The sequence below is a fragment of the Anaerobacillus alkalilacustris genome (assembly GCF_001866005.1).
GTDB lineage: Bacteria > Bacillota > Bacilli > Bacillales > Anaerobacillaceae > Anaerobacillus > Anaerobacillus alkalilacustris.
This window is the reverse complement of sequence record NZ_MLQR01000041.1, coordinates 1-11762: the sequence shown is the minus strand read 5'-3', so window position 1 is coordinate 11762 and position 11762 is coordinate 1. Positions and strand designations below refer to the sequence as shown.

Below are 11762 nucleotides of genomic sequence, written 5' to 3'. Positions count from 1 at the left end.
GTCACGATTAAATCAGACATACACACAGAACAAATAAAGTTTCAAGAGAGCGACTATTTTAAAGAAAAGTCGAAAGAGCGCTACAAAATAGAAGCTAAAAATAGTGAATTAAAACATAGACACGGGTACGATGTTGCAGAATCCTCGGGTCTAATTGGCATGCAACTGCAAGGGGCAATGGCTATTTTCACAGTGAATGTGAAAAGAATATTGACACTAATGAACAAAAAATAGGGATACAAATTATCGAATAACACAAAAAGACAGCTCCGAAATTCAAAATAATGAATTTGGGCTGTCTTTTTTACTCTGTTAATTTCTAAGACTTTTTAAAAACGTAAGTTTTTCAGTGGTCTCGACTCCAAGGAGTCCCCTTCATTTTTTATTTCTACCATTTTTGATATTTTAGTACTGGCTTTCTGGCGGCAGTTGTTTCATCAAGACGCCCAATAACCGTATGGTGTGGAGCTTCTTGAACAATTTCAGGGTTTTCTTCTACTTCTTTTGCTATTTGAATCATTACTTCAATAAATTCATCCAACGTTTCTTTCGATTCTGTCTCTGTTGGTTCGATCATTAAGCACTCTTCCACATTTAATGGAAAGTATATGGTTGGTGGATGATAACCAAAGTCTAGTAGACGTTTAGCAATATCTAATGTTCTTACCCCTAATTTCTTTTGGCGTTTACCAGAAAGCACAAACTCATGTTTACAATGCTGAGTATAAGGTGCATCGAAATAAGGTTGTAGGCGTCTAAACATATAGTTAGCATTTAAAACGGCATCTTCAGATACTTTACGTAATCCTTCTGGACCCATTGTCCGAATATACGTGTATGCACGTACATTAATTCCGAAATTGCCGTAATAAGGTTTTACACGTCCAATAGTTTCCGGACGATCATAATCAAAGTAATAGCGTTCTCCATCTTTTGCGATGACCGGTTTAGGTAAAAATGGTATTAACTCACTTTTCACTCCCACTGGTCCTGACCCCGGTCCACCACCACCATGTGGCCCAGTAAATGTTTTATGAAGATTTAGATGAACTACATCAAAGCCCATATCACCGGGTCGAGCAATTCCTAGTATGGCATTTGAATTCGCGCCATCATAATAAAGTTTACCACCTGCATTATGAATGATCTCTGCCATCTCAATAATATTTTCTTCAAATAAACCTAACGTATTTGGGTTTGTTAACATTAATGCAGCTGTATCTTCTCCTACTACCTCACGTAAATGATCTAAGTCTACTATCCCTTTGTTGTTAGAACGGACAGTTATTGTTTCGAATCCAGCAACTGTTGCCGATGCAGGATTCGTACCGTGTGCCGAATCAGGTACAATTACTTTCGTACGATGAAAATCCCCATTCTTTTCATGATATGCACGAATCAGCATTAATCCTGTCCATTCACCGTGAGCACCTGCTGCTGGTTGTAAAGTTACCTCATCCATCCCTGTAATTTCTGCTAATGAAACTTGGAGATCATATAGTAATTCCAGGGCACCTTGAACCGTATTTTCATCTTGGAGCGGATGGATATGTGAAAAGCCAGTTAATCTGGCAATATCTTCATTAATTTTTGGATTATATTTCATCGTACAAGAACCTAACGGGTAAAATCCAGAATCGACACCATGATTTCTCTTTGAAAGAGCAGTATAATGACGAATGAGCTGAAGTTCAGATACTTCTGGTAATTCTGGTTCCTCATCTCTAATAAATTGTAGTGGGAGTATATCGGTTAACTCTTGTTCTGGAATATCTAAGATAGGTAAACTATAGCTTATTCTTCCGACTTTACTTTGCTCAAAAATTAATGATTGATTTCTCATTCTTTTACTCCCCCCAATTCAGAAACAAGATTATCAATTTCTGCTTTTGTTCTTAGCTCTGTAATTGCAATAAGCATATACCCATCTAATTCAGGGTAATCTTTTCCTAAATCATAGCCACCGATAATTCCTTGTTTGAATAACAGTTCATTTACTTCTTTAACAGGCTTAGTAAGTTTTATTATAAACTCATTGAAAATTGCCCTATTAGGGAAACAAATTGTAAAACCATTATTAATAAAGGTTTGCTTCGCATAATTTGCCTTCTGAATGTTTTGTAATGCCATTTCCTTTACCCCAACTTTACCTAAAGCACTCATAGCAACAGAAGCTGCTAATGCATTTAGAGCTTGGTTTGAGCAAATATTAGAAGTAGCTTTGTCGCGACGAATATGTTGTTCACGTGCTTGTAATGTTAAAACAAAACCTCGCTGACCTTTATCATCGGTTGTTTGTCCTACTAATCTCCCTGGTACTTTTCGCATAAGCTTAGATGTTGTAGCGAAAAAACCACAGTGAGGACCACCAAATTGAGCAGGAATTCCAAATGGCTGAGCATCTCCCACTACAATATCAGCGCCAAATTTCCCTGGTGGTTTCAATGCTCCTAAAGCCAAAGGATTACTTGATACAACAAAAAGTCCTTTACCTGAATGAGCTATTTCTTCAATTTGAGCTAAGTTTTCAATATTACCTAAAAAGTTCGGATATTGAACAATAACACAAGCCGTTTCGTCATTATATTTTTCTTTTAAATCTATTAAACTCGTTATACCGTCTTGCATTTCAATCTCTAGAACTGTTAAGTTTTGACCTTTTGCATTAGTTTTTAGTACATCTCTTGCCTCAGGATGAACTGTTTTTGAAACAAGAATGGTCTTTTTCTTCGTCTGACCAGCACTCATCATTGCAGCTTCTGCTAATGCAGTTGGCCCATCGTACATTGAAGAGTTAGCTAAGTCCATTCCAGTTAGTTCACTAATCATTGTTTGGTATTCAAAAATCGCTTGTAGTTCCCCTTGTGAAATTTCAGGTTGATATGGTGTGTAAGCTGTATAAAACTCAGATCTTGAAATTACATGATCCACAACAGAAGGGATGTAATGTTCGTAAACCCCAGCTCCCAAAAAAGATGTGTAGTTCTTACTGTCAGCATTTTTACTTGCCATTCTCACTAACTCTTTAACGGTGTCTGGCTCTGAAAGTGCATCCTTTAAATTCATTTCCCCTTTTAAACGAACTTTTTCAGGAATATCTGCAAACAATTCATCGATGGACTTAACCCCAATCGTTTCCATCATTTCTTTCTTATCTTGCTCAGTGATTGGCAAATAACGAAATTTCAATTTACTTCCCCCTTATTAGAAATGTGTATGGACCTACTTACGACCGTTTATAAAATGGTGTACAGACTACTTTTGCTTTTAATCGTTTTTTCCTAATTTGAACTTCAACTAAAGTATTTAAAGGAGCAAATTCAATATCAACTAATGCTAATCCAATACTTTTCTTAAGAGTTGGTGAATGAGTCCCACTAGTTACAAAACCAACCTTCTCCTCACCAACAAATACTTCATAGCCTGTTCTTGGTATTCCTTTTTCAATCATTTCAATACCTACGAGTCGTTTTTGCACACCTTTTTCTTTTTGAAATTTCAGAATTTCTTTTCCGATAAACTCTATTTCCTTATCAACTTTAACAGCAAAGCCAATTCCAGCCTCAATAGGTGTTATATCTTTTGTTAACTCTTGACCGTATAAAGGTAGTCTTGCTTCAAAGCGTAAAGTATCCCGTGCTCCAAGGCCACAAGGTATTACCCCTTCGTCTTTCCCCGCTTCTAATAATTCTCTCCAAAGGAAAACTACATCTTTATTATTACAATAAATTTCAAACCCGTCTTCGCCAGTATAACCCGTTCTCGAAACTAAAGCTTTTACCCCTTGTAAATCAATCTCATCTCGAAATGTAAAAAAAGTGATATCAGCTAAATTTGTTTTCGTTATCTTTTGAAGAACTTTCTCTGCCAAAGGTCCCTGCAGCGCTAACTGAGAAACTTGCTTAGAAACATTTTTCAACTCTACATCCGGCAATAATTGCTGTTCCATCCACTGAAAATCTTTTTCTATATTTGATGCATTTACAACAACCAAAAATTCATTCTCAGCTCTTTTGTAGATAATTAGATCATCTACAGTTCCACCATCTTTATAGCACATAGCCGTATATTGAACTGCTCCAACTTTCAATTTCGAAACATCATTCGTTACTAACTTTTGCAAGAAATTCTCTGCACCAATTCCTGTAATTAAAAACTCTCCCATATGTGAAACGTCAAAAAGACCAGCTCGTTCTCTAACGGCCTCATGCTCTTCTTTAATACTGCTAAATTGAACCGGAAGTTCCCAACCACCAAAATCAATTGTTTTGCCACCATACTCTTTGTATATTTCAAAAAGTGGTGTACGTTTTAAATCACTCACAAAATCCCTCCATTACTTCTAGATTTTAAAAAATCCCTACATACTCCCTTTACTCACTCTTCGCCCCAGCACCCAAATAAGTTCTATAACGAAAGCCTTAGTTTTTTTGTACTTTAATACTTAAGCGAAGTTAAACTTAAAGTACAAAAGTACAAGAAAAGCGCAAGCGCCTTGGTCACGAGCAGCTGCTCCTGTGCCACTCCGTTCGCTCGTCGCAAACCTGCTTTGTAGTAATCCAAGTAGTAGCTTCACTGGGGCGGCCTTTGACAGAAGCCGCTCTTTGGCTTCCGCGTGCTTCTACGTCTTCCAGCAATGCTTCGAAGTAGGCTTCCTCGAAGCAAAGCTGCATGAAGCTATTCAGAGACGTTATTCATGTAGTCATTGAAGTCAGAAACTTGACTGAAGTGACCGAGCTCGTAGGCGCTGAAGCTAGACAGTTTACGAGTTAGAAACTTATAATTCTGATACTACAAAAAAGGACAGAGAAATACATAGTGATGTATTTCTCTGTCCTTAAACCAGAAAGTTTATTCTAAATTAATTAGAATTTTCCTCGTGGGTGGTCAATAATGACACTCTCCAGAGTTGCGTCAAACAAGAGTCTTTTTGCCTGAGAGATTCACGATTATACGCTTGCTCCTTCGGCGCTGCAGATAGGCTAAAAAGCCTCAGTTTTTAATAGTTTATAGCTTAAAACTACTAAAACCTTTGCAGTCTCTCCCCTTGATCTCATTCGCTTCTATGAAATTGTAGAACTAACTCATGTTTTATCTCAAGTTTGTCTATACTAAACAATATGAAAACACTGAAAACTCCCTTATCCTTATCCTAACACTATCCAAGTTTATATGGCAATCATTATTTTTCATTTTCACATAGGGAGAAAATCATGGTTACGAGATTTATTCATTTTTATTTCGGTAAATTTAAAATCATATTTTTTGCCCTAGGTATATCCCACTTTTAAGGGGCAGTAAGACTTCACCTCAAAACTTTACAAAACTAAAAAGCTTAGATGAGGGATTACCTTAAGGTCCGATATAGAATAACTTTCATCAATGAAAGCTGAGGATTAGTTATTCTTATGCCCATGGTAAAAGTTAAACTAACAATCAGTGGCGAGGAGGATAAACCCCACTGATTGAAGTTCAGTTTTATTATAGTAAACTTATTTACTAAAGCAAGGATTTACTTTTCTAATGAAAAAGGAAGGAGCCGTGTCCATGAATATTACGATTAATTTTGATTCTTCATGGAAGGAAGGATTGCTAAAAAAGGTAGAAGATGACGGACCTTGGTCAAACTGGGAGTTATATAAACTGGCAATTGAGGCTGAAAATCACTTATCAATTAAAGAATTTTCAGGATTAATGGCCCCTAACCATTTACCTAATTTGACTATATTCCCTCACCAACTAGATGTAGCAAAAAAAGTAATTGAGGAAATGAACGGAAAAGCAATATTAGCTGATGAGGTAGGGTTAGGCAAAACAATTGAGGCTGGCTTAATCCTAAAAGAATATATGATTCGAGGCTTGGTAAAAAAAGCACTAATTTTAGTTCCAGCTTCTCTTGTTTCACAATGGGCTCAAGAATTGAATCAGAAATTTTATATCCCCGCAACGCCTCAGCGTAAAACTTACGTCTGGGAGCAATGTGATGTCGTTGTTGCATCAATAGATACGGCCAAGAGAAATCCTCATCGAGATATTGTATTAAATCAAAATTACGACATCATTATAATAGATGAGGCTCATAAACTAAAAAATAAAAAAACAAAAAACTATGAGTTCATTCAAAGTTTGAAGAAGAAATTTTGTTTACTTTTAACAGCTACACCTGTTCAAAACAAACTTGAAGAAATATTCAACCTTGTATCCTTATTAAAACCTGGACATTTAGGCGATGAAAATAGTTTCGACAAAGATTTCCGGTCAAATCATCGTTCACCTAAAAATGATGAAAAGCTACGGGAACTTGTCAACAAGGTCATGGTACGAAACCGTCGAGATGACACTGGCATCGAGTGGACCAAACGAATTGTAGAAACAATTACAATCTCATTTACTAAAGAAGAACAAGAGTTGTATGATGCAATTTCATCTTTAAAAGATTTTACTTCTAATGATTCCATTATAAAAAGCCCTTTCTCTCTTATTACATTACAAAGAGAAGTGTGTAGTAGTAGAGAGGCCGTTTTTTTAACATTAAAAAATATGGTTGAAAAACTCAACGCTACACCTGATATGACAGAAAAAATAAATTACATTTTCAAGAAAATTGAAGAAGTTAAGACAAACTCTAAAGCTGAAAAAGCGCTAAAACTAATCCAAAAAATAAACGATAAGGTCATTATTTTTACGGAATATCGGGCTACTCAATTATATTTACAATGGTTTTTAAACCAACATGGGATTAAGAGTGTACCTTTTCGTGGCGGGTTTAAACGAAGCAAAAAGGATTGGATGAAAGAATTATTCCGCAACCATGCACAAGTGCTTATTGCCACAGAAGCAGGCGGAGAAGGAATTAATTTACAGTTTTGTCATCATATCATCAATTATGATCTTCCTTGGAATCCAATGAGAATAGAGCAAAGAATAGGACGCATTCACCGTTTAGGTCAACAAAAGGATGTTCATATTTATAACTTCTCAACAGAAAATACAGTTGAACAACATATATTATCTTTACTTTACGATAAAATCCGCCTATTTGAACGCGTGATTGGTGAACTAGACGATATCTTATCTAGACTAGAATTAAATAACATTGAAGAACATATAACAGATATCCTAGTTCAATCACAAAGCGAGGGTGAAATTCGCATAAAAATGAATCACTTAAGTGAACTAATAAAGTTAAATGAAGAAGGTGTAGTAAACGATGCAGCAGCAGGAAATTCATAATATATTAGAACGTTATTTTACGGCTAATGAAAGTACCATTCTGGAAAACTGTAGTGGCTATCTTCATGTTCAACTCTCCGTCGACCTAGACAAACTGCTTATGAATCGACCATTTTATTGGCATTATTTAGAAAAAACCGGGGGTACACCTAACCCAATGCAAATGTCACTAATTACCGACCCTAATCAGTGTAGCGAAGAAAAAAAAGGAGAACAAATCCATTTCGGTTCTCCTAGACTTCACCAAATTTTACAATCCTTAAACCAAGTAGGGACCTATATCCGACTATATGAACATATACCTAAGGACGACACGTTCCAATCTAGTGCGCTCCATCCTTGGCTTTGCATTAATACAAAGATTTCATATCAATGTGATCGCAAGAAGGATATGATCATTTCATTAGGATTAAACTTAATAACAGGGGAAATAATACAAGAATTTCATGACATGTTATTAAGTAAAACCGTAACTCCGAAAATTCCTGACTTTTGTTTTACCCTATCTCCTTTAATAACACCAAAAAGCGGTTTACTAAGACTAGAAAATGTAATACGTTCACTTATAGCTGAAGACGACCATCAATGGGCAGAGGATGCTTATAATCGTTGGCAAAAAGACTTAAAACTTTTGGAGACATTCTATGAAGAAATAGAAGAAAAGCCAGAAAGCTACCATTTAGAAATAGAAGCCCTAAAAGATCAATATGAACCAAAAATAAACGTTCATATCATTAATGGCGGACTGTTTTACTTAAAGAATACATAAGAAAAGCGCAAGGCGCCCGCCTATCGGCGACAAACACTGGAAGGTCGAGCAAGTAGCGGTCTGCTCTTTGACCGCAATCTATGTGCTTCTGCGTCTGACAGCAACGCTTCGAAGTAGGCTTCCTCCAAGCATTGCTGCATGAAGCTATTCAGAGACGTTATTCAAGTAGTTATTGAAGTCCGTTGCTTGACTGAAGTGATCGAGCCGATGGCGCCTGAAGCTAGACAGTTTCCAAGTTAGAAATTTATAAATTCTGATACTGCAAGAAAAGTGCAAGCGCCTTGGTCACGAGCAGCTGCTCCTGTGCCACTCCGTTTGCTCAAGAGCAAAGCCGCTTCGAAGTAATCCAAGTAGTAGCTTCACTGGGGAGCCCTTTGACAGAAGCCGCTCTTTGGCTTCCGCGTGCTTCTGCGTCTTACAGCAATGCTTCGAAGTAGGCTTCCTCCAAGCATTGCTGCATGAAGCTATTCAGAGACGTTATTCAAGTAGTTATTGAAGTCCGTTGCTTGACTGAAGTGACCGAGCTCGTAGGCTGTTTGCGCTAGACAGTTTTCAAGTTAGAAATTTATAATTATAATTCTGATTAAATAAGAAAAACGGAAACGATCTTCTCATCGCCCTCTGTTGTCTTCATAGCTTTGAGGTGGGAATCTTACAGCACGTTAAGAGTGGGATAAACGTAAAAAGATGACTATCGACCTCTTCCCTAGACGGGAGCGATGAAGCGTAGTCATCCAACATTACCGTTTTTATCTGAATTTTTTTAGGGTAATAGCGTAGGTGGGATTTTCCAATCAGGTGGAGTAGACTCTTCACCTAATTTTCCGATGTTTCAGCTTGCTGAAACGAGTTCACTTACTTTTCTTTCTATTTACGTTGAAAGCTTGAATAATTGCAAAGGGAATTAATCCAAACCATCGATAAGTAAACGGTAATTTATTAGCTTTCCTTTCTTCTTTTTGAGCTTTTCTTTCTTCACTTGACGTATCTACATAACTTACAAATTGTTGTGTCACATATTTAATATAATCGTTTGTTTTCATTTAGCTTCACCATTTTTTTTATTAATAGTATGACCAAAAACAAACTTCTTTATGCTAGTAAATTAGGTTATCTTTACTAAAACAGATAGCCTACTTGCAGATATGTTTTTTACTCCCCATAAGCCCCATTAAAGATCTATTTTAATTACCACTTCATTTCTCTTTCAACCAAGGTAAAACAGTCCCGAGACCTGAGTAATAGTAATACATTATTTTTCTAGATCTCTGATTTAAAGTTTTACTTGTTAAAGTAATAGAAAAAACATCATCTAATTCTTTATTAATAACAAATATTACTTCTCCATTTTCATAATGAAATTTTCCTGACAGGTGGTTCTCATGTTGATTAACTAGATGTTGTTCAACATCGACAATCGCCATTTGCAAAAGACGTTCAGCTGTATACATTTCACTTGCTTCAAAAAAGTAATTCTTTTCAATTACATATTGGTTCATTTGAAAGGTAACAAAACTACAAACTATTAAAATGATTATTAGTGTAACAGGCATAATAAAACCTTTTTCATTCTTCAACATACATTCTCTCTAAAGGTAACAAATGAGTCACTCGCCTATTATGAGTATTATTAAAGATATCTGTAACTGTTATATCAATACCATTACTCCATTGGACAAAATTCACATCAACTATATTTTGCATAACAATTTCTTGACCTTTATTATTAACTTGTCTTCTAATCCTTTGCTGATGATAAGCATATGTGACCGTTTCATCATTACTTTTTTGTAAGTAAAGGATATTATTATCAACCAGAATAGTAGCAGCTTGATGTACATCAAATGTTAGCTGTTGAAAAAAAGTTGATGTTTCCATCCGATGCAAAAGTTTCGGCTCAAATGTTATTATTCTAAAAAATTGAGGAAGTATTGAAGCAATTACGAGGAAAATGAAGAAAGCAATTAAAACTTCAATAGATGTAAAACCATTTGGTTGGTTCATTTCTTTCCACTCTCACACCTTTCATAACTTCGATTATTTGCAGCATTCCAACTGATGCATGCAGTTAGTTCCTTCTTCCCTGTAGCTTCGGAGGAGATAGTGAATATTGTATTCATTTCTGTAATTTGCATTTCATGAACTATTTTTCCTTCATAAATCCATTCAGTAATTACCTTTTCAAGTATGATAATTGCTCGTTGCTCTTGTTGGATGGACGAACGTTCCTGATAAACCGTAGCTAATGTAGGGAGAATAATAATAGTCATTATTGAAAGTATCATCAGCGACGTCATAACTTCAATCAAAGAAAATCCTTTACAGTTGTTCAATGTAAAATCTTCCCCTCCCTAAAAGTATAACCAGTCTATAACTACAGTCACCAATTCTAATTAATAACGTTCCTGACTTTCTAGCATTTCCATATGGAAGAAAGGCGATATCACTTAAGGTCAGTGTTATTGGAACAAATGTAATATTATCATGGAATTTTCTTCTTAATATTATTTCTCCAGATTGTCGAACTACATACTCTTTCCCACCATTAAGAAAAATAACGGTTGTCGTTGCAGAATGACTAATAGCTTTTTGCTGTGCATAATGGAGATCTTGTTTCAGTTGAAAAATAAATTCATTTCGATTGATAGCCTCTTGCGCTCCTCTGAAATTCCCTACAGATATAGATGTAACGACTGCAACGATCATTAAAACGATTGTCATCTCAATTAAGGTAAAACCACGATCATTCTGAAAGTTATTAACTTTAATCATTTACTTTCACTACTACCCCTTGTCCATTCAAAATTAATTCAGTTCCATCTGGACAATCAATTGTAGTTACATAACCTTCAGTTTTTAAAACCCCTAAACTTAATGGCAACTCACCATTTTCAATAAAATATGCGCCTACTTGTGCTTGCAATAAATCAATCGTGGCTTCGCAACCCCTTTCTTGAGCAATTGAGCTATTTTTAGACATATTTGGGACGGTAATAAGAAGAAGAATTGAGATAATCATTAATACGATCATCATTTCAATAAGAGTAAAAGCACGGTCATTCAACAAATATTTTCTAATTTTCATAAGACACCTCTTAATTATTTAATAACTAGAGACTCTTTTACTGAAAAAAGAAATAAGCGGTTTTAAGGGGGAGTGACAATGGGGAGTATTTAAATATTCACCTCTTTCTAAATAATTTTGTGTACGTTTCATGAAGAGAGACCATTGAGGCAATAGTTCTTAAGATGAATGTTTCATCATAAGAATCCTACAAATAACATATTTGACATCCTCCAACAAAATTCCTTCAATTCTACAAAAAAAATGTAATTTTTTCTTTTTTCGAAAGTAAATAAAGAAAAAAAGGTAAATAACAACAGTGTATAAAGCGAGCTTCAATCAGTGCGAGTTTTCGTTCATCCCTGATGAAAGTTTTTCTATATCGGATATTTAGGGGCAGTTCATCCCATACCTTTCAATCTTCTTAAGTTTTGAGGTAGGGGTCTTACTCAATGTCATCAGGCTAAAGAGCCAATAACTTACAAATTACATCTAAACCTCTAAATCAGGAAAATATAATCCAGTCTAAAGAAAAGTTTATCAACCAACTTAGGAAAAAAGGCAATAGGATACCCGGGGCTTGTATGTCATTTTTTTACAAGTCCTTGTTTTCTTACTCTCCAATTCTATTAAAAGCTTACACGTTACTCTTTTAAGCTAAAACGAAAATCCTTACAGACATCTCTTTCTATTAAG

General features: G+C 35.6%; 12 protein-coding genes and 1 riboswitch. Of the genes, 3 read left to right on the top strand and 9 right to left on the bottom strand.

The genetic code is table 11. The features are described 5' to 3' along the window. A partial coding sequence (locus BKP37_RS15975) for a transposase (RefSeq protein ID WP_211271459.1) occupies window positions 1-234 on the top strand: 234 nt, incomplete at its 5' end. 154 nt (window positions 235-388) lie between these two features. Here the strand turns inward: BKP37_RS15975 and gcvPB are convergent. Genes gcvPB through gcvT form a run of 3 tightly spaced genes read right to left on the bottom strand, consistent with a single transcriptional unit; the run spans window position 389 to window position 4324 of the window. Next, window positions 389-1843 (bottom strand): aminomethyl-transferring glycine dehydrogenase subunit GcvPB, encoded by a 1455-nt coding sequence (gcvPB, locus tag BKP37_RS15970; RefSeq protein ID WP_071310625.1) that lies wholly within the window; start codon window positions 1841-1843, stop codon window positions 389-391. Continuing rightward, window positions 1840-3189, bottom strand: a complete 1350-nt coding sequence (gcvPA, locus tag BKP37_RS15965) for an aminomethyl-transferring glycine dehydrogenase subunit GcvPA (protein WP_084034785.1) — start codon at window positions 3187-3189, stop codon at window positions 1840-1842. Before gcvPA ends, gcvPB begins: the two co-directional genes overlap by 4 nt. Before the next feature lie 37 nt (window positions 3190-3226). Then, entirely contained in the window at window positions 3227-4324 is a 1098-nt protein-coding gene (gcvT, locus tag BKP37_RS15960) for a glycine cleavage system aminomethyltransferase GcvT (RefSeq protein ID WP_071310624.1), read from the bottom strand. A 588-nt stretch (window positions 4325-4912) separates the two neighbouring features. Next, window positions 4913-5057: riboswitch (glycine riboswitch) on the bottom strand. Between the two features lie 490 nt (window positions 5058-5547). On the opposite strand from gcvT, the gene BKP37_RS15955 reads away from it, so the two are divergent. Both BKP37_RS15955 and BKP37_RS15950 read left to right on the top strand, forming a co-directional pair. Beyond that, on the top strand, window positions 5548-7233 hold the full coding sequence (locus tag BKP37_RS15955; protein WP_071310623.1) for a DEAD/DEAH box helicase: 1686 nt from the start codon (window positions 5548-5550) through the stop codon (window positions 7231-7233). Then, window positions 7211-8002 carry a YqhG family protein gene (locus tag BKP37_RS15950; RefSeq protein WP_071310622.1) on the top strand — a complete coding sequence of 264 codons (792 nt, stop codon included), beginning with the start codon at window positions 7211-7213 and terminating at the stop codon, window positions 8000-8002. The genes BKP37_RS15955 and BKP37_RS15950 overlap by 23 nt, the downstream gene beginning before the upstream one ends. Before the next feature lie 851 nt (window positions 8003-8853). Here the strand turns inward: BKP37_RS15950 and BKP37_RS15945 are convergent. The 6 genes from BKP37_RS15945 to comGC all read right to left on the bottom strand — a co-directional run bounded on the left by BKP37_RS15945 (window position 8854) and on the right by comGC (window position 11087). Next, window positions 8854-9045 carry a YqzE family protein gene (locus BKP37_RS15945; RefSeq protein WP_071310621.1) on the bottom strand — a complete coding sequence of 64 codons (192 nt, stop codon included), beginning with the start codon at window positions 9043-9045 and terminating at the stop codon, window positions 8854-8856. A gap of 153 nt (window positions 9046-9198) precedes the next feature. Continuing rightward, window positions 9199-9582: a competence type IV pilus minor pilin ComGG gene (comGG, locus tag BKP37_RS15940; RefSeq protein ID WP_071310620.1), complete on the bottom strand. Its 384-nt coding sequence runs from the start codon at window positions 9580-9582 to the stop codon at window positions 9199-9201. Continuing rightward, a complete protein-coding gene (locus BKP37_RS15935; protein ID WP_071310619.1) occupies window positions 9569-10006 on the bottom strand; it encodes a competence type IV pilus minor pilin ComGF in 438 nt (145 codons plus the stop codon). Before BKP37_RS15935 ends, comGG begins: the two co-directional genes overlap by 14 nt. Beyond that, window positions 10003-10335, bottom strand: coding sequence for a competence type IV pilus minor pilin ComGE (gene comGE, locus BKP37_RS15930; RefSeq protein ID WP_071310618.1), 333 nt, complete (start codon window positions 10333-10335; stop codon window positions 10003-10005). Before comGE ends, BKP37_RS15935 begins: the two co-directional genes overlap by 4 nt. Then, window positions 10322-10774, bottom strand: a complete 453-nt coding sequence (comGD, locus tag BKP37_RS15925) for a competence type IV pilus minor pilin ComGD (protein WP_071310617.1) — start codon at window positions 10772-10774, stop codon at window positions 10322-10324. Before comGD ends, comGE begins: the two co-directional genes overlap by 14 nt. Then, window positions 10767-11087 (bottom strand): competence type IV pilus major pilin ComGC, encoded by a 321-nt coding sequence (gene comGC, locus BKP37_RS15920; protein WP_071310616.1) that lies wholly within the window; start codon window positions 11085-11087, stop codon window positions 10767-10769. Before comGC ends, comGD begins: the two co-directional genes overlap by 8 nt. Window positions 11088-11762 lie beyond the last annotated feature (675 nt).

What these genes read in the sequence shown, in the direction of transcription:
- gcvPB (WP_071310625.1), bottom strand. Translation starts at nt 1,843, where the DNA reads ATGAGAAATCAATCATTAATTTTTGAGCAAAGTAAAGTCGGAAGAATA.
- BKP37_RS15955 (WP_071310623.1), top strand. Translation starts at nt 5,548, where the DNA reads ATGAATATTACGATTAATTTTGATTCTTCATGGAAGGAAGGATTGCTA.
- BKP37_RS15950 (WP_071310622.1), top strand. Translation starts at nt 7,211, where the DNA reads ATGCAGCAGCAGGAAATTCATAATATATTAGAACGTTATTTTACGGCT.
- BKP37_RS15945 (WP_071310621.1), bottom strand. Translation starts at nt 9,045, where the DNA reads ATGAAAACAAACGATTATATTAAATATGTGACACAACAATTTGTAAGT.
- comGG (WP_071310620.1), bottom strand. Translation starts at nt 9,582, where the DNA reads ATGTTGAAGAATGAAAAAGGTTTTATTATGCCTGTTACACTAATAATC.
- BKP37_RS15935 (WP_071310619.1), bottom strand. Translation starts at nt 10,006, where the DNA reads ATGAACCAACCAAATGGTTTTACATCTATTGAAGTTTTAATTGCTTTC.
- comGD (WP_071310617.1), bottom strand. Translation starts at nt 10,774, where the DNA reads ATGATTAAAGTTAATAACTTTCAGAATGATCGTGGTTTTACCTTAATT.
- comGC (WP_071310616.1), bottom strand. Translation starts at nt 11,087, where the DNA reads ATGAAAATTAGAAAATATTTGTTGAATGACCGTGCTTTTACTCTTATT.